This is a genomic window from Rheinheimera sp. UJ63, assembly GCF_021568285.1.
Lineage (GTDB): Bacteria > Pseudomonadota > Gammaproteobacteria > Enterobacterales > Alteromonadaceae > Alishewanella > Alishewanella maricola.
On the sequence record NZ_JAKGTQ010000003.1, the window covers coordinates 159,238 to 178,660 of the forward strand.

The following is a 19,423-nucleotide window of genomic DNA, read 5'->3' on the forward strand; positions in this document are numbered from 1 at the left end:
CCTGAAAATATTTGCCTAATTTTCTCATCTTGTCTCAGGCTTCCATACGCACTTTTAGCTGATAGGCAACAAAGTGTCAATTATGGGTTTATAAAGCTCATAATCTTAAATGCGATTGCTGATAATTTTTAGTACTTACGAAAGATTGTTTATCTCTCTTAGATGCCGGTCTGCTGAGTAAGAAATCAGTGGTAGCTTCGGGGTTAGATAACAAGACCCTTAACGTTTTCGCCGAAGGCGAAAACGTTGTTTACTTATAAGTTATTGAAGATATGCGCATAGACATTTTGGTGCGGCAGGTATTTCTGTTGATCGCTCAAAGCAGTAATAATCTTAAAACCGAAATACGCCTTAACCTGATATGCTTTTAAATCCCATTACGTTGCAAGCCGTGCAAGTTTGCATGTCCAAGGTTTTAAGACGAGGGGTGTTTGAGTGAGGTTCGGTAGCGCCGAGCGAGTTACCTCGTCGCCTTGGGCGGGCAAAATTGCATGGGCTTTCGCCGCAACGTGGGTCGAATTTTCTTTGGTGACTTTCTTTTGGCGAAACAAAAGAAAGTTACTCGCCAACGGCGAAAAAGTTGTTTATTTAATACGTTATTACGGACATGCGCATAGACGTTTTGGCGCAGCAGGAATTTCTGTTCTTCGCTCTACGCAGCATCCTGCTGCCATTACTAAACACCGCTATTAGGTAACATATTTCGATACAACAGCAAACAACAGACATAAAAAAGCCCGCAAACAGCGGGCTTTCAAAATGGCGCAAAAATTATTTCGCGATAGGCAAGGTTGGGTATTTAATACCCGCCATTTCATTCATTACCCGAGTAACCTGCACACTGTAACCAAACTCGTTATCGTACCATACGTATAACACACAGCGATCACCGTCTACGATTGTCGCTTGCGAGTCCACTACCCCTGCGTAGCGCGAGCCTACTAAGTCAGAAGACACGATTTCGGTTGAACTGGTAAAATCGATTTGATCTTGCAGTTCAGAGAACAGTGACGTGCGCTGTAAGAAATCGTTTAGCTCATCTTTGTTGGTTTCACGATTCAAGTTTAACGATAATATCGCCATTGACACGTTAGGCGTTGGCACACGGATCGCATTACCGGTTAACTTACCTTTTAACTCAGGCAAGGCTTTAGCCACCGCACTGGCGGCCCCCGTTGAAGTTAACACCATATTTAACGGTGCAGCACGGCCACGGCGATCGGCTTTGTGGAAGTTATCAATCAAGTTTTGATCGTTGGTGTAAGAATGCACGGTTTCTACGTGACCATTGCGAATACCGTACTCATCTTGCAGTGCTTTTAATACCGGCGTTATGGCGTTAGTGGTACAACTGGCTGCAGAAACAATTTTATGCTCTGGCGCGATCATATGCTGGTTAACACCATATACCACGTTCGGTACTTCACCTTTAGCCGGTGCGGTAATTAATACGCGAGCCGCACCTTTGCTTTGCAAGTGAATGGATAATTCTTTATCGTCTTTGAATATACCGGTGTTATCGACGATCAGCGCGTTATCAATACCGTATTGGGTATAATCAACTTGCTCTGGAGAGTTGGCGTAAATCACTTTGATAAAAGTACCGTTAGCTTTAATGCCTTGGTTCTCTTCATCTACAGTAATGCTGCCATTGAAAGGGCCATGAATAGAATCGCGACGTAACAAGCTGGCGCGTTTTTCTAAGTCACCTTTTTTACCACCACGTACCACTATCGCTTTTAAACGTAATTTACTGCTAGGGCCTGAACGCTCTAACATTAAGCGGGCAACTAAGCGGCCAATTCGACCGAAACCATAGAGCACAACATCGACGGGTGTCACTTGATCTTCGTGATCAAGAATATCCGCTAGCTCTTGAGCTAAATATTGCTCAAGCGTTAGGCCTGTTGCATTGTCTTTGTATAAATAGGCGTAAGCCAATTTACCAATATCTACCCGACCGGGTGCCAAATTCATTTTACTGATGGCTTCTAATAACGGAAAACTCTCACGAAGGCGTAATTTTTGGCCTTCGAACCGCTCTACTGTTTTATGCGCTTTAATAATATCAATGGTGGTAGCATTAACCAAAGGCCGTCCATAGATGACCACCTCGATGCCTTTATTACGATAAAGCCGACCAATGATAGGTAACATGTTTTCGGCGTATTCCTGGCGTTCCTGCCAGCTTTTTTGATACTGTTCTGCGTGTGATAGGGTCATTATTAGGCCTTTTACTTCAATAAAATGAATTAATCGGTGTGCCTATGCCGCTTTTCTGTAGGATACAGCGGTTTTTATAAGGCGGCCTATTGTAATTGATTATGAAACCCTACCACAACACTTACAGCTTAAATATAGGCTTAAGTCTTATGGGTGAAAGTTAATGCAGCAGAATTAACACAGTAACGCTGCCCGGTTGGCGCAGGCCCGTCTTCAAACACATGGCCTAAGTGGGCATCGCAATTATTGCAAACAATTTCAATGCGTTGCATACCATGGCTGTGGTCTTCTTCATAACGCACCTTCCCCGCTAACGATTGATAAAAACTGGGCCAGCCGCACCCGGCATCAAATTTCGTGCTGGCATTAAATAATTCTGCACCGCAACAGACACAGTGATAAGTGCCTGCGGCGGTATGGTGTAATAATTCACCCGTGAATGGATATTCTGTGCCTTTTAAGCGCGTCACCCGAAATTGCTCTTCGGTTAAACGCTGCCGCCATTCTGCTTCTGATAATTTCATTTGATGATCCTGTATTATCTTTTAACGCTGACATCAATATACGCTGCGCGCTGCGCTTAGCTCAATCAGTTTGTCTCTAACCTGGCTAAAAGCATAAGGATGGCCAATGGTCATTGCTTAATGCTGTTGCTTTTAAACAGGCTTATAGCAGAATGAAGAGGCAAATCAATATTTACGGGTAGCCCATCGACTGGCCTTAAGGTAAATTAAGCATTTATAGATGCGTTAGAGCCTTGTATGCCCCCATTCTTTCGACAGCCCTTCTTCATCGCCCTGTGCTTATTACTTGTTGCCGTTGTCTGCTATCAGGTCACTTTTCAGCAGTTGTTACAACGCTCGCAGCAACTCTCTTTTAAACAAGGCGCTGAATTTAATCAGTATCTTAATTTACAACTGACCCGCTTTAGCACACTGACCGATACCTTAGCACATCGGCCGGAGCTGCAAGACTTGTTAACGGCCCCCGACAACGCCGCAAAACAACAGCAAGTTAGTCAATTATTAGCGGACTTTACGCTGGCCAGTGGCAGTGCTTCAATCTATTTAATGAATCAAAATGGCGATGTTGTGGCCAGCAGTAATTATGCTGCCGAAGTCAACTTTATGGATCACAACTTTGCTTTTCGGCCTTATTTTTCAGAAAGTATCACGGCTAATACAAGCTACATCGATTACGGTTTAGGCTGGGTTTCCAATGAACGCGGCATATACTTTGCGGCAACGGTTAGCGATGCACAGCAGCAAACTATCGGTGTATTGACCACAAAAATGAATATAGACCAATTAGAGTTAGCTTATCAGTCAATTGCCGGTCAAAGCCCATTATTGTTTATGTTAGTTGATGATGAAAATACCGTGCTGGCCAGTAACCACGAGGCTTGGCGCCTCACCTGGTTTGGTGAAGATGCCGTGACACGTTCACGCCATCCCAATACAACTTTGCATGCCTTACAAGTCAATCAACAACAAGACATTTGGCAGTTGCGCCCAGAACCCGTTAGCCGGCCATTAGCAGCGCAGCAATATGTTGTCGCCATCCAAGATCAACCAACGCTACCTTGGCAGCTCGTTATGCTGGAACCCGCCGCTCCGCTCAAAATGCAAGCTTGGCAATTGGCTATCAGCTTTTGCTTGTTATTGGCAGTGATCTTATTAGCTCGCGTTTTCTGGCGTAATAAATCCCAACAGCAGCAACAAAAAGCATTAATGCTTAGCCAGTTAGAATCGGCGGTAGCAGAGCGAACCGAATCGCTGCAACAAAGCAACCAGCAACTGCAAGTTGAGATACAGCACCGTATTGACGCAGAACATGAATTAAAACAAACCCAAGATCAGTTGTTACAAGCGGCCAAGCTCGCGACTATTGGTCAACTGAGTGCTTCTATTAATCATGAAATCAATCAACCTTTAACGGCCATGCATAGCTATCTGCAAAATAGCCAGCTTTTACTGAAAAAAGGCCTGTATAGTGAACTGCAAGAAAATTTAGATAAAATGGCCCAGATGATCCTGCGCTTAAATCATATGGTGAAACAATTTAAAAGCTTTAGCCGCAAAGCGGCAAACCAACCCGTCGTCGTAGCATTAAGCAGTGTGTTACAGAACGCCTTGGATATTTTAGCGCCGTCACTGAAACAGCAAAGTATCAACATCACGCTGCTACAATCGGATCACGTCAAGGTAAAAATCGATCCACTGCAATTAGAGCAAGTGTTGATTAATGTGTTGGGGAATGCGATGCAAGCGGCAGAGCAGCATGCTGCACCTACCGTCAGCATCCGTATTGTGCAACGCGCTGAGCTTGCACTGGTGCAAATTCATGACAACGGCTCCGGTATCAAACCCCATGTGATGGCACAGTTGTTTGAACCCTTTTTCACCACGAAACAAGGCAGCGGTTTAGGCTTAGGCCTGTCTATTTCAAGACAAATTATGCAAAGCTATCACGGCAGTTTAACCATAGAAAACCATCCAGACGGCGGTGCCCTCGTTAGCTTAACCTTACCTCGGTATCTTGCGGAGTAAATCATGAGTAACACTGCAGAAATTTGGTTATTAGATGATGACCACCATGTTCTCGATGCCTTGGCGCAGGGGCTTAAGTTAGAAGGCTGGTCTTGTCGCACCTTTGATAAACCCTCCGCCTTACTGCAAGCTTTAAACCCCAACTTCTTCGGCGTGATTGTGACTGATTTAAATATGCCAGAAATGGACGGCTTATCGCTGCTGCAGGCATTACGCGCAAGTGACGAAGATTTACCGGTTATTTTACTCACCGGCTACGGCGACATCAGCATTGCCGTCAATGCCATGCAAAATGGGGCTTATAGCTTTATCGAAAAGCCGGTCAACCATACAGAATTGCATAAAATCTTGCAGCAAGCCGGTGAAAAGCGCCAGCTGTGTTTGGAAAATCGCCGTTTGAGCAGCCAGCTGCGTGAAAGCCGACGCGGCAAAGTGCAGCTTATTGGTGATAGCCCCGCCATTAATCAAATGCGTCATTTACTCGATCTGGTGCTAGATACGCCTGCAGATGTCTTGATTGAGGGCGAAACCGGCAGCGGTAAAGAGCTCGTTGCACGATATTTACATGATAATTCGCTACGGAGTGATCAGCAGTTCGTGGCTATTAACTGTGGCGCGATACCTGAACAACTGATTGAAAGTGAGCTATTTGGTTGCGAAGCCGGCGCTTTTACCGGGGCGGATAAAAAACGTATCGGCAAGTTTGAATTTGCCAATGGCGGTACCTTATTTTTAGATGAAATTGAAAGTACGCCTTTAAGTGTGCAGGTAAGATTATTACGTGTGTTAGAAGAGCGTAAAGTCACGCCCTTAGGCAGCAATATCAGTATCCCACTAAATATCCGCGTTGTGGCGGCCACTAAAACCAACCTAGCCCAATTAAGTCAGCAAGGTGAATTCCGACTGGATTTGTATTATCGGCTCAATTTATTACAGGTCGCCATCCCACCCCTGAGACAACGACGACAAGATATTCCTTTACTTTTTAAACACTTTGCCATGCTCGCTGCAGCGCGCTACCACAAACCCGTATTACCACTTAATCAGTTACAGTTAGACAGTTTGTTGTCACACGAATGGCAAGGCAATGTTCGCGAACTGCGAAACCTTGCTGAACGTTATGTGTTGCTTGGTCCAGAGGCGGCTTTTATGCAACAAGGCTTACCCTTAGCCGATACGTTTGGCAGTGCGATGGGATTGTCTGAGCGCGTCGCCTTTTTTGAACAAATGTTGATTGAAGAAGCCCTTAGCGCTACCCGCGGCAGTATTAAATTGACCATGCAAGCACTCAACCTGCCAAGAAAAACCCTGTATGACAAAATGCGTAAATACGGCGTTGTACGTAGTCAATTTAAAGATGATGATGCTGTGGATGAACTTAACTAAATGGGCGGTAATCCACCCATTTCTTGACAGCAAGGTTTCAATTACCACCCAAAGCAACATCGACAAAATAATAAATGTATGATTTAAATCAATTAAATTGTTGGCCGCGTTCTTGCTAACACCTAGTGCCTACAACTATAACTCTTTATGACGAGGTCATTATGCAACAGGTCATTCGCAACGCTTTAACCGTAGCCGCTATCGGCGCTACCACATTGTCCGGTCATCTGGCAGCTGACAGCAAAGCCGTGTCTTTAACCTTACCCTCTATCACTGTTTACGGTAAGGCCGAAGTGCAACTGGCTCATACCGATAAAGGCTTATTACGTTACACTAAACAAGGCTCGCAACTCGATAGCCCTTTCAGCCGCTTGGGGGTTCGAGGTGAGCAAGTCTTAAATGAACATATTACCGCTTTTTTTACCTATGAAGTTGAAGTGCGTGGTTTTGATGAGGCTAACACCGTCAGTCCTTTTTCATCACGTAACACTTTTGTCGGGATCAAAGGACAGTTTGGCCAATTGATTGCCGGACGCAACGATACGCGTTTGAAAACCAGTGAAGGCGGCATTGATCAATTTAATGAAACCAGTGGTGATATCGCGCAAATCTTACCTGGCCAAGATCGCTTAGGCGACAGCTTGACCTATATCTCACCGAGTTATCAAGGTTGGACACTGTCGGCAAGCTATGTGCTTGGCCAAGACAATGAAGTGCAAAATGGTAAAGATGGCGTCGCTATCAGCTTGGCTTATGGGGATCGAGGCTTAAAAAAACAGCCTTACTACATCACGCTGACTCGAGCACAAAGTTTAAATGGCTTAGATGCGACGCGTTTATTGTGGCAACAAAAACTGGGTGACTTTACTTTAGGCTCATTACTGCAATACAGTGAACAAAGTGAGGGCGAACGTAAAGGTACGGGCGGTTATATCAGCCTGCAGTATGCCGCTGGCGATTGGCAACCCAAGCTACAACTTGGCCGTGATACTTCAGAAATCAGACAACAGAGTGCTGCAAATCACTATACTGCAGGTGTCGATTATCTGTTTAATAGCCAGAGCAAAGCGTATTTCTTTGTTACCCAGTTAGCGTTGACCGATGAGACTGACACCTCGATCGCGTTAGGTCTGCAATACCGTTTCTAGGAGCTCATCATGACAGTTAACGAAACGAAAACCCCATTTTTGGCGCTGCTGATTGGCCCATTGTTGATGCTCATCACCTTAGTGCTACCCGCACCTTTTGGTATGAATGAACCTAGCTGGTTAGTTATAGGTTTAACTGCTTGGATGGCCAGTTGGTGGATCAGTGAAGCCGTTCCTATCTCTGCCACGGCTTTTTTACCTTTACTAGTGGCCCCTTTACTCGATTTAAATGGTTTAAGCGCTGTGGCACAGTCTTATGCCCATCCATTGATCTTTTTATTCTTGGGCGGATTTATTATCTCGATTGCCATGGAACGTTGGTCTTTGCATACACGTATCGCCCTGCATACCATGCTGATTGTGGGCAGTAAACCAAGCCAGCAGATTGGCGGTATTATGTTAGTCACGGCGTTCTTATCTATGTGGATGTCGAACACGGCAACCGCGGTAATGATGTTACCCATTGCACTGTCTATTACTCGCATGTTAGAGCAAGATAAACAACCCACCGAAAATGACTTTAGCAAGGCCATTTTACTAGCCGTGGCCTATGCTGCCTCGATTGGCGGTTTAGCTACCTTAATTGGTACACCTCCTAACGCTTTTATGGCCGCGTTTTTGCAAGATACCTACGGCATTCGTATTGGTTTTGTCGAGTGGATGATTGTAGGTTTACCGCTGACCGTAGTTATGTTGTTCGGTTGTTGGTTATGGCTAACCAAATTTGCTTATAAACTCGACCAGGTTAAGATTGCCAATACCCGTAACTTATTCCACCAAAAGTTGATTGTGCTAGGTAAGATGCAGCGAGGTGAAAAAGCGGTACTGATTATTTTCGCCCTTACCGCGTTACTATGGATCACACGTCCGTTTTTAGTCAAACTCACCGGTTTACCGTTAGATGACACCATCATTGCGATGCTCGCAGCGGTATTAATCTTGGTGTTGCCTTTGGATAGTAAAAACACCCGCATTTTAACTTGGGAAGAAACCAAGCAGTTGCCTTGGGGGATCTTAATGTTATTTGGTGGCGGTTTAAGCCTCGCCGCGCTGATCAGTAAAAGTGGTTTAGCCAGTTATATCGCTGAGCAAGTGATGTTACTCGACAACATGCCACTGTGGCTGATGGTGGTGCTCGTGACGACTGTTATCGTATTTTTGACCGAAGTCACCAGCAATACCGCGACAGCAGCAGGCTTTTTACCTTTGCTAGCGCCCATATCATTAGCCATGTCAGGCTCGCCAATGACCTTGGTGATCCCGGCTGCCATTGCGGCCAGTTGTGCCTTTATGATGCCGGTAGCCACCCCGCCCAATGCCATTGTCTTTTCATCTGGCCATTTACGCATTGCAGACATGGTTAAAGCCGGTTTTGCTTTAAATCTCTTTGCCGTCTTAGTGGTGAGTTTAACCAGCTTGTTTTTAGCGCGCTGGGTGTTTGCGTTTTAAAGCGTTTTTACACAACCTTATCCATTTATCACCATAAAAAAACCCACTGCAGCGAACAAACTGCAGTGGGTTTTTCTTTGTTATCGGTGCTGAACACCGCGATAAACTAGCTTAATTCGACTTTGAGTTCAGCGATAACGGCTAAGGCTTTAGCACAGGCTTTATCAGTATCGTCAGCCAAGGCTAATGCCACCCCCATGCGCCGCTCGCCTTGAACTTCGGGCTTACCAAAAATACGCAGTTCCGTATCGGGCTGCATTAATGCCGCCGCACCAATATGATATTGAATATTTTGGCTGTGCCCAGGCACTAATAACACCGCCGAGGCAGCTGGGCCGTAGTGTTTAATGCTAGGAATAGGTAAACCCAAGATCGCACGAGCGTGCAGTGCAAATTCACTTAATTGCTGTGAAATCAAGGTAACCATACCGGTATCGTGTGGCCGCGGTGACACTTCGCTAAACCATACTTCATCGCCTTTAACAAAAAGCTCAACGCCAAATAAGCCTTTACCCCCCAAGGCTTGCACCACAGCGGTAGCGTACTGTTGAGCTTTTTGCGCAGCAACAACCGACATCTGTTGCGGTTGCCAACTTTCACGATAATCGCCTTGCTCTTGCCGATGGCCAATCGGATCGCAGAACTGAATGCCTGAAATAGAATTTACCGTCAGTAAGGTAATTTCATAATCAAAATCAACAAAGCCTTCGACAATGATACGGCCTTTACCGGCACGGCCACCTTCTTGCGCATGAACCCATGCTGCTTCAACATCGGCATCGCTGCGTAATACGCTTTGCCCTTTGCCAGAAGAAGACATAATCGGTTTGACCACGCAGGGATAACCTATCGCGGCCACCGCGGCCAGGTAACCGGCTTTATCACTGGCAAATTGATAAGCTGAGGTAGGTAACTGCAAGGTTTCGGCAGCTAAACGGCGGATCCCTTCGCGGTTCATGGTTAAATTAACCGCTTGAGCACTGGGTACCACATTAAAACCTGCGGCTTCCAGTTCCAGCAGCACCGACGTCGCTATCGCCTCTAGCTCTGGCACAATTAACGCCGGCTTTTCCGTTATCACCAACTGTCGCAGTGCGGCATTGTCGAGCATCGAGATCACCACCGCTTTATCGGCAACTTGCATGGCAGGAGCATTAGGATAACGATCAACCGCTACCACTTCGCAGCCATAACGCTTTAATTCTAAACACAATTCTTTACCTAATTCACCAGCGCCTAATAACAATACCTTAGTGCTGCTGCTTGTGCCGGGTGTTCCAATGACAACGCTCATTTTACTTTCACCATTGGCCGTTCAGGACGACTCCAATCAACATGATAGGTTTTACCCTTGGTTTTATCCGTGCGCTCAAAGGTATGAGCACCAAAGAAATCACGCTGGCCTTGTAATAAGTTTGCCGGTAACACCGCGGTGCGGTAAGCATCATAATAACTTAGCGCCGAACTTAACGCGGCAACCGGGATCCCCGCCAGCGACGCGTTGGCAACCGCTTTGCGCCAGTTTTGTTGATACACTGAAATTTGCTTTGAGAAAAACGGATCCAACAGCAGGTTTTCCAACTCGTCGTTTCGCTCGTAAGCTTCAGTGATCGATTGTAAAAACACCGCTCGGATAATACAGCCCGCACGCCAAATCTTAGCGATTTCGGCAAAATTTAACTGCCAACCATGCTCGGCCGCAGCCGTTTTCATCAGATGAAAGCCCTGCGCATACACGCAAATTTTGGCACAATACAAAGCATCATGCAGTGCTTGGATCATGTCGGCTTGCTGTTCTTCTGAGAATAAATTTTGAGCAGGACCGGCCAGTACCGTTGCAGCTTTCACCCGTTCAGCTTTTAAGCCAGAAATCGCGCGGGCATATACCGCTTCAGCGATGGTGGGCGCGGGGCTGCCTAATTGTAAACTGCTCACGGCAGTCCACAGGCCCGTGCCTTTTTGACCGGCCTTATCTAGAATAACATCAACCAGCGGTAAGCCGGTTTCGCTGTCTTTGGTGGCTAAGACTTGGGCACTGATATCCATTAAATAACTGTGCAGTGGGCCATCATTCCATTGCACGAAAATCTCACCAATGGCCGCTGCCGACATGCCTAACACATCTCGCATCACCTGATAGGCTTCGCAAATCAGCTGCATATCGGCATATTCGATACCGTTGTGCACCATTTTGACATAATGGCCAGAACCACTGGGGCCAATATAGGCCGCACAAGGTTCACCTTCTGTTACGGGATTACCCGGCTCAAAACGTTCGATAGGCTTACCGGTGGTTGGATCCACTTTGGCGGCAATCGCTTGCCACATCGGTTTAATGCGGGTCCACGCGTAAGGATCGCCACTGGGCATTAAAGAAGGGCCAAACCGGGCACCCACTTCACCACCTGACACGGCGGTGGAGAAAAAGATAAATTTACCTTCGTAGCTTTTTTCTCGCGCGACAGTATCCGTCCACAGACTGTTACCGGTATCGACCACGATGTCATCGGCTTGAATACCGGCATCGATCAATTTATGACACACATCGTCAACGGCTTTGCCCGCAGGCACGGATAACACTATTAGGTGAGGCGCAGATAAACGTGATAACAATTCGGTGTACGAGCTACACCCGACAACTCGGGGGCCTTTATCGCCTTGCTCTGCCGCATCTTGTGCTAACACAGCCTCTAATTTCTGGTTATCAAGGTCAAAAGCCGCCACTCGATAGCCGTTATCTGCCAGGTTGAGAATAAGGTTTTTACCCATTACCCCTGCCCCAACAAAACCAATTTCACACAGAGTTGTGCTGTCTGTCATCTAACGATCCTTAACAACGTTGAAAGCGCGCAAACTGGCGCGGGTCGAAAAATGCCGCGCATTATAGGCTATATACCAGCATAAACCTACTGCCAGACCGATAAGCTATAAGCGCTTTGCAACCACTTATCTTTACGCACCGCTGTAGTAGGCGTTAAACCGTCATTCACTGAAGTGTCGAACAATAAGTTGCGTAAGGGCGCTGGAATGCTAACCGCTTGATTTTTATCCGATGCATTTAGGATGCATAACAAACGTTGACCGCTATTGTCATTAACAATATCCACCATGCAACTGTGCCGCTCGGACTCATGCCAATTCGGCTCGGTCATATCGGTGCCATCCATTAAATACCAATGCACGTGGTGTTTATCACCATGTTTTTGGTAGTTATCGTCTAATAAGCTGATTTGCTGTAAACAACATAATGACTGGCGCATTTTCAGCATTTGTTGCACAAATTTCAGAAACTTAGTGGCGGGCCCATCTAACTGCCAATTTAACCAAGAAATCGGATTATCTTGGCAGTACGCATTGTTATTGCCATGCTGAGTATGACTTAGCTCGTCGCCGCCTAACCAATGGATCATCCCTTGGCTAAGCACTAAAGTGGCAACCAAATTACGCCGATGTTGATTACGGGCATTAATAATGGCTTCATCCGAGGTCACACCTTCAGCACCATGATTCTTACTCAGATTATGGCCGTGACCATCGCGGTTTTCTTCACCGTTTAGCCAATTGTGTTTGTCGTTGTAACTGACTAAATCTCTGAGTGTAAAGCCATCGTGATAGCTAATATAGTTCACACTGCAGCTGGCGGGCTTATGATGTTTTTGAAAAATATCGCGCGAGCCCAATAAGCGTGTAGCAAATTCGGGGAGCACCCCTTGGTCGCCACGCCAAAACGCCCGAAAAGTATCACGGCATTTATCATTAAGCTCAGACCAGTGCGCCGGAAATTGCCCCAAATGATAGCCAAAAGGCCCAACATCCCAAGGCTCCGCAATCAGCTTAGCTTTACTGATCACCGGATCTTGCGCGACGATTTGAAAGAAAGCCGCAAACGGATTGTAGCGTTTAAACTCCCGGCCCAGTGTCACCGCTAAATCAAAGCGAAAACCATCTACCTGCATCTCGGTTAACCAATAACGCAAGGCATCCATGATCATCCGCTGCATCATCGGATGCGACACATTCAAGGTATTGCCACACCCCGTAAAATTACAATAATTCTGGTAATCGATCATTTCGCCATGGCTATGAAACAGATAATACTGCCGATTCGCTAAACCACGAAAACTAAGTACTGGGCCATCTTCACCCGCTTCGGCCGTGTGATTAAACACCACATCTAAAATAACTTCTAAGCCATGTTGATGCAGGGTGCGCACCATGGTTTTGAACTCGGCTACCGCATCTTCGTACTGATAACGCGGTTCCGGTGCAAAAAAATTCAGCGGGTTGTAACCCCAATAATTGGTTAAACGTAACGCACTGAGCCGCGGTTCGGCCATAAAAGAAGCCACCGGCAATAATTGCACCGTGGTAATGCCTAACGCTAACAGATGTTTAATAATCGCCGGATGACACAAGCCCAAATAGGTCCCGCGCAAATGCTCAGGCACATCGGGATGTTGCATGGTCATGCCTTTGACATGCGCTTCATAAATGACGGTTTTTTCTCGAGGGATCGCAGGTTTAACGCTATCTTGCCAGTCAAATGGAGCCTGTTCTAACACCCCTTTCGCTAAAGAATAATGACTGTGGCTAGCGTACTGGCGTTCTTGCCAAATTTGTGGCCGATTTAACTTGCGACAATAAGGGTCAAGTAATAAACGCTCTTTATCAAAACGTAAACCAGCATCCGGAATAGTGGGCCCAGCCGCTTTTAGCGCATATAAAGAGCCCTGCTCAATACCACTGACCGCCACATGCCAGATTTCACCGGTACGGCCTTGAAAGGGGATCTCGGCAAGCAACTCTTCGGTGTCGGGCAGAAACAAACACAAGGTCAGTTCACTGGCATCAGGAGCATACACAGCAAAATTCCACGTTTCTGCTTGCACTAAACTCGCCCCTAACGGACTCGGCTGGCCAGCAGACATTTTTAACAACCCAATGACGGCGGTCATGGTATTTCCTTAGATTTTTTGTCGAATGTATAACGTCGATAATGGCGGTAAATCTAACACGATACTACAAGCCTGACCGTGCATAGCCTGCTCAAGCGCTAGCAAAGGTGCTTGCTGCACCGGATAATTACTGCCCCAGTAATGTTCGCTATCGGTATTTAAAATGATTTCGTATTCACCGGCCTGTGCCACACCTAAACAAAAAGCATTGCGTGGAACCGGGGTAAAATTACTGACCACATAGACCCGCTCGCCTGCGGCATCTTGCCGAAACAAGCTTACGGTACTGTGTGCAGCATCCTGATGATCTAACCAACCAAAACCGGCGGTGTCATAATCTAATTGGTACAAAGGCGTATGACCGCGATAGGTATGGTTTAGATCACGAAACAACTGCTGCATACCGCGATGTTTATCAAAGCTCAGTAAATGCCAATCTAGGCTTTGTGAGTGCGACCATTCTCGCGCTTGCGCAAACTCAATGCCCATAAAATTCATTTTCTTACCCGGATGGGCAAACATAAAGGCTAAAAAGGCACGCATATTGGCCGCTTTTTGCCATTCGTCACCCGGCATTTTTTCTAACAAACTGCCTTTACCATGCACGACTTCATCATGCGATAACGGTAAAATGAAGTTTTCATTATAGGCATAGACCATTGAAAACGTCAGATCGCCATGATGATACTGCCGATAAGCCGGATCTTTACTGATATAGCGCAAGCTGTCATTCATCCAGCCCATATTCCACTTAAAGCCAAAGCCTAAGCCGCCACTATCAGTGGGTCGTGATACTTGAGGAAACGAGGTCGACTCTTCCGCAATGGTCATCGCTAAAGGGAATTTGCTATACACTTCACGGTTAAGCCATTGAAACAAACTAATGGCTTCATAGTTATGATTACCCCCATCAATGTTTGGCACCCACTCTCCCGCATTACGCGAGTAATCCCAATACAACATCGAGGCCACGGCATCGACACGGATCCCATCAATGTGGAAGTGTTCGAGCCAATAAATCGCACTCGCCACTAAAAACTGTCGCACATAGTCTTTACCAAAGTCATAAATGCAGGAGTTCCAATCTGGATGCCAGCCACGACGCGGATCTTCGTATTCGTATAAACAACTGCCATCAAACCGTGCTAAGCCATGGCCGTCTTCAGGGAAGTGCGCCGGAACCCAATCTAAAATCACGCCAATACCGGCCTGGTGGCAAGCATCGACAAAGGCTTTAAAGTCATCTGGATGACCAAAGCGGGAGGTCGGCGCAAATAAACCCAATGGCTGATAGCCCCAAGAACCATCAAAGGGGTGCTCCATAATCGGCATCAGTTCGATGTGGGTATACCCCATCTCAAGCACATAAGGAATTAACTGTGCAGCAAGCGCTTGATAACTCAGCGGGGCATTTTCACTGTCACGACGCCAAGAGCCTGGATGCACCTCATAGATGCTCATCGCACTTTGATAGACATTGCCAGACTTTCGTGTTGTCCAGTTTTGATCTTGCCACTGATAAGCGCCATGATCATAAACTAAGGAAGCATGTGACGGATATTGCTCAGCATAAAACGCCAGCGGGTCGGCTTTGTGCGGTAATAAATCGCCATGTTTGTTTTTAACTTCAAATTTATAACGAGTGCCAGTGGCGATTTCAGGCATCACTAATACCCAATGCCCGCATTCGGTGCGCTCCATCGGATGACAACGGCCATCCCAATGGTTCATATCGCCAACCAAACTGACGGTGCTGGCATCCGGCGCGTACACGGCAAAGCGAGTAGCCGGTAGGCTTTTACCAGCAAAATCTAAAGTGATCAGCTGAGCACCTAACTGGCGGTATAAATTTTCTGGCTGGGAATGCACAAAATGCACAGCATGATAGGCTTGCTCAGTAAACTGATAGGGATCAACCAACCGATATTGGTGTTGTCCTTGCTTAACTTGAAGATAATAAGGCACGGCTTTACGTTTTCTCGGCTGCGCCAGTTCAAACACACCCGGGCAGCCTATCACTGCAGCTAATTGCCCTAAGCTTTTATCGGTATTAGCATCAAAAGCTTCAACTTCACTCGCATGAGGTAGATAGCAGCGTAACACTAAGCCTTTATTTTTATTGTCTGGTTGCATTAACTGCCAACCCAAAACACTAAAGGGCTGTCTGCAGCGCGCTTGTGCAAAAAACGTTAAGTTCATTACCTTGTCCTTATCTTATTATTGTTGCTTAATCCTGAGTCAACACGATTACTGGCCTTTACGGCGAAGTGCGAGTTGCTTTAATAATTCATTGATCGGTGCTTCGGTGGTCCATTGCTCCAGATCACGGCTTAATTTACGCCGCCAGTTTGGATATTCATTACTGGTGCCAGGCACATTGACCGGTTGCGTCATCTCTAGCCAGTCTTCGATTTGTAAACATAATAATTGTGAGCTGCCACTGGCTAAATGTTGCTGTAAGGCAAAATTGAGTACCCGGTCCATGGCTAGCTGATCGACACTACGTGGGTAATCAGCGGGTAGCAAGTTATGGCCATGCAAAGAATCTAAAATACGTTGTTTATTGTGATGACGCTGATGATAAAGCTGCTCTAATTGCGCTTCATCTTGATATAACCCGAGCGCTTTGCCCAGTTTTAAATCTTCACAATGCCAAAAACCAATTAAGGTCGGCAAGTCATGCGTACTGAGTGTCGCCATTGCTTGTTGCGGGTAGTGTGCTGGCGAAATATAGCCACCATCGGCAGCTGTTTCAAAAAAGAATACCCGATAAGAATACATGCCAAATTGCTGTAATAACTCGCGAATACCGTCTGGCACCGTACCTAGGTCTTCACCAATAATCACCGCCTGTTGCCGCTGACTCTCTAAGGCTAAGATCCCGAGCAAATCCATAATAGGATAATACACATAAGCACCGCCACCGGCATTAGTTGCGGCCTTAGGTACCCACCACAACCGCAGAAGCGCCATCACATGGTCAATGCGCAGCGCCCCCGCGTTTTGCATATTACTGCGAAATAAATCAATCATCGGCTGGTAAGCTTGCTGATATAACTGATAAGGCTTCATTGGTGGCAGCCCCCAGTTTTGTCCGGCAGGCCCTAATGGATCTGGCGGAGCACCTACGCTGGCATCACGACAATATAACTCAGGGTTGCCCCAAATCTCAGTAGACGCTTCGCTGACGCCCACGGCCAGATCGCGATATAAACCTAGCAACATGCCACTGTCTTTAGCCAGTTGCTGGGCTTGCGCTAATTGCTCTGTGGCCAGAAATTGCAGGTAACAATAAAAATCGAGTTCCGCCGCGTGATCTTGGGCAAATTGCAGTACTGCGGTATCAGTAGGATCACGGTATTGTTCTGGCCAATTTGGCCACCCCCAATATTGTGAGTCTTGCTGATACAGCCAAGCATGTAGCGCATCATATAAGGCTAGCTGCTGTAAGCTCTCACCGCCATCGGCTTTAAACTTTGCAAACGCAGCCAGTAGTTTTGACTGTTTTGTGCTTTGTGTTTGCAGCCACTGATATAAGCTTTTTAATACAGGCAGTTTTAACGTCATTACGGTGGGGTAATCCACCCAGTCTGCGGCACGCACCGCTTTTAATTTCTCCTGAAATGCGGTGTCTTTAACTTGCTGTTGTGCAGCAGCACATTGCGCATAGCCCGGCACAGCCGTAACATCAAGATAAATAATATTTAACCAACGCCGCGAAGACGGGCTATAAGGGCTGGCATTATCGGCAATAGCGGGATAAAGCGCATGAATAGGATTTAACCCAACAAAATCAGCACCATGCGCCCCAAGATAACGCACTAAATTATTCAGATCAGTAAAATCACCAATGCCCCAATTCCGCGCTGAACGCAGCGCATATAATTGGATTGCTGTGCCCCACTGTTTTTGTTCAGTAAAGGCAGGCGGTTGATAACAGCGCTCAGGCGCAATAATCAGTTTTTGACTGACTGACAATTCTGTACCGGCGCAGGTTAAGATCAACTGATGATAACCTAACGGTAATGCCCCATCGAAGACATGTAAATATTGCTGATATTCTTCCTCTTGCAGCACGGTCACTTGCGTTAGCTCACCATTAACCGGCGTTAACGGATAATCCGTTACCTTGCCCTGCTCGGTGATCAGTTGCAAAACAAAATCTGTGTTAGCCAAGGCTAATGGCACTTGCACTTCAAGTTGCCATTGCTCCGCGACCGGCTGGACAGAAACAGGGGCAATTAACTGCTGCCAAAAATCGAGTTGTCGTTCAAGTAATTCTGTGCGGGTCGCGTCATCATCTGCAACCGGGTAACCCATTGCAGCTAATAAGGCTAATTGATTGACTTCGCTGACTTCTGTCGGCTGCCCCCAGGCATCATTAAAATGTGTTTCGATACCATTAAAAGCGATAAGTTGTGCCCGTAAAGCTGCGTCCATTGGAATTCCTTGGCAAATTAGAACTAATATAAAGCATTCTAAGCGGCATAGATGCCGATGTCATGAGCTAATTTATGTCATAAAATTACAAAAAAGCCAACAAAACAGTTTTCAAGCTTGAAAAATGTGGCAAAAAATGTAATTTTACTACATATTATATTGATATTACTTTTTCAAACTTAGTCTAGCACTTAACAGCGGGGTTCTTATGTCAATTCGTGTTGCTATTAACGGTTTCGGCCGTATCGGTCGTAATGTACTACGCGCACTCTATGAGAGCAGCAAAAATTACGATATTAAAGTGGTTGCCATTAACGACTTAGGTGATGCGTCAATTAATGCTCACTTATTAAAATATGATACTGCCCATGGCATTTTCGCGGCTGACGTTAAGCATGATGAGCGAGCTATCTATGTTAATAACGATGAGATCCGCACGTTAAGCGTCCGTAACCCTGCCGATTTACCTTGGGCTGAGCTGAAAGTAGATGTCGTACTAGAATGTACTGGCCTGTTTACTGATCGTAAAACGGCTGGCGCGCATTTAACCGCAGGTGCCAAGAAAGTGATTATTTCTGCACCTGGTAAAGATGTTGATGCAACGGTTGTTTATGGTGTTAACCATCAGATTTTAACGCCAGAGATGAACATTATCTCTAACGCATCTTGCACCACTAACTGTTTAGCGCCGATTGCTAAACCGTTATATGAAGCGCTAGGTATCGAGTCAGGTTTAATGACCACTATTCATGCTTATACTAACGATCAACGTTTAAGTGATGTGTATCACACTGACTTGCGTCGTGCTCGCGCAGCGGCCATGTCTATGATACCAACTAAAACCGGTGCGGCAGCGGCTGTGGGTTTAGTGGTACCTGAACTAAAAGGCAAATTTGACGGTTTAGCGGTACGGGTACCGACGTTAAATGTGTCGTTGGTTGATTTAACCTTTATCGCCGGTCGTGAAACCGACGCAGAAGAAGTGAATAGTATTATTCGCCAAGCTGCAGCGAGCAGCCCGATGAATCAGGTATTGCATGTTAACGATTTACCTTTGGTGTCAATCGACTTTAACCACAATCCCATGTCATCTATCTTTGATGCCACTGAAACACGGGTGTTGGGCCGTTTAGTCAAAGTGATGAGCTGGTATGACAATGAGTGGGGCTTTAGCAACCGTATGCTAGATAACACTGTTGAATTAATGAAGTTCTAAGCCTTACGCTTTTCAACAACAGCCAGCCTTTGCTGGCTGTTTGCGTTTAAGCCTATA

12 protein-coding genes are annotated in these 19,423 nt (G+C 46.2%); 5 read left to right on the forward strand and 7 right to left on the reverse strand.

Annotation, left to right across the window (positions count from 1 at the left end; all coding sequences use genetic code 11):
- Positions 1 to 771: 771 nt before the first annotated feature.
- Together L1N97_RS10915 and msrB are read right to left on the reverse strand one after the other, a co-directional pair.
- Positions 772 to 2,223: a glyceraldehyde-3-phosphate dehydrogenase gene (locus L1N97_RS10915; RefSeq protein ID WP_236129802.1), complete on the reverse strand. Its 1,452-nt coding sequence runs from the start codon at positions 2,221 to 2,223 to the stop codon at positions 772 to 774.
- Positions 2,224 to 2,363: 140 nt separating this feature from the next.
- Positions 2,364 to 2,747, reverse strand: coding sequence for a peptide-methionine (R)-S-oxide reductase MsrB (gene msrB, locus L1N97_RS10920; RefSeq protein WP_236129803.1), 384 nt, complete (start codon positions 2,745 to 2,747; stop codon positions 2,364 to 2,366).
- A gap of 237 nt (positions 2,748 to 2,984) precedes the next feature.
- Here msrB and L1N97_RS10925 point away from each other — a divergent pair, with 237 nt between their 5' ends.
- The 4 genes from L1N97_RS10925 to L1N97_RS10940 all read left to right on the forward strand — a co-directional run bounded on the left by L1N97_RS10925 (position 2,985) and on the right by L1N97_RS10940 (position 8,755).
- Positions 2,985 to 4,772 (forward strand): sensor histidine kinase, encoded by a 1,788-nt coding sequence (locus L1N97_RS10925; RefSeq protein ID WP_236129804.1) that lies wholly within the window; start codon positions 2,985 to 2,987, stop codon positions 4,770 to 4,772.
- Positions 4,773 to 4,775: 3 nt separating this feature from the next.
- The gene (locus L1N97_RS10930) at positions 4,776 to 6,158 is read left to right on the forward strand and encodes a sigma-54-dependent transcriptional regulator (RefSeq protein WP_236129805.1); all 1,383 of its coding nucleotides are present in this window, start codon (positions 4,776 to 4,778) and stop codon (positions 6,156 to 6,158) included.
- A 161-nt stretch (positions 6,159 to 6,319) separates the two neighbouring features.
- Positions 6,320 to 7,306, forward strand: coding sequence for a porin (locus tag L1N97_RS10935; protein ID WP_236129806.1), 987 nt, complete (start codon positions 6,320 to 6,322; stop codon positions 7,304 to 7,306).
- A gap of 9 nt (positions 7,307 to 7,315) precedes the next feature.
- Positions 7,316 to 8,755: an SLC13 family permease gene (locus tag L1N97_RS10940; RefSeq protein ID WP_236129807.1), complete on the forward strand. Its 1,440-nt coding sequence runs from the start codon at positions 7,316 to 7,318 to the stop codon at positions 8,753 to 8,755.
- Between the two features lie 106 nt (positions 8,756 to 8,861).
- Here the strand turns inward: L1N97_RS10940 and purT are convergent, their stop codons facing one another.
- From purT to malQ, 5 genes are all read right to left on the reverse strand, one after another.
- Complete coding sequence (gene purT / locus L1N97_RS10945) at positions 8,862 to 10,049, reverse strand: formate-dependent phosphoribosylglycinamide formyltransferase (protein WP_236129808.1); 1,188 nt, start codon at positions 10,047 to 10,049, stop codon at positions 8,862 to 8,864.
- Positions 10,046 to 11,575, reverse strand: coding sequence for an NADP-dependent phosphogluconate dehydrogenase (gene gndA, locus L1N97_RS10950; protein WP_229585851.1), 1,530 nt, complete (start codon positions 11,573 to 11,575; stop codon positions 10,046 to 10,048). The genes purT and gndA overlap by 4 nt, the downstream gene beginning before the upstream one ends.
- An 86-nt stretch (positions 11,576 to 11,661) precedes the next feature.
- On the reverse strand, positions 11,662 to 13,710 hold the full coding sequence (gene glgX, locus L1N97_RS10955; protein WP_236129809.1) for a glycogen debranching protein GlgX: 2,049 nt from the start codon (positions 13,708 to 13,710) through the stop codon (positions 11,662 to 11,664).
- A 9-nt stretch (positions 13,711 to 13,719) separates the two neighbouring features.
- Positions 13,720 to 15,909: a 1,4-alpha-glucan branching protein GlgB gene (glgB, locus tag L1N97_RS10960; RefSeq protein ID WP_236129810.1), complete on the reverse strand. Its 2,190-nt coding sequence runs from the start codon at positions 15,907 to 15,909 to the stop codon at positions 13,720 to 13,722.
- A 48-nt stretch (positions 15,910 to 15,957) separates the two neighbouring features.
- Positions 15,958 to 18,150: a 4-alpha-glucanotransferase gene (gene malQ / locus L1N97_RS10965; RefSeq protein ID WP_236129811.1), complete on the reverse strand. Its 2,193-nt coding sequence runs from the start codon at positions 18,148 to 18,150 to the stop codon at positions 15,958 to 15,960.
- A 208-nt stretch (positions 18,151 to 18,358) separates the two neighbouring features.
- Here malQ and gap point away from each other — a divergent pair, with 208 nt between their 5' ends.
- Entirely contained in the window at positions 18,359 to 19,366 is a 1,008-nt protein-coding gene (gene gap, locus L1N97_RS10970; RefSeq protein ID WP_229585847.1) for a type I glyceraldehyde-3-phosphate dehydrogenase, read from the forward strand.
- Positions 19,367 to 19,423 lie beyond the last annotated feature (57 nt).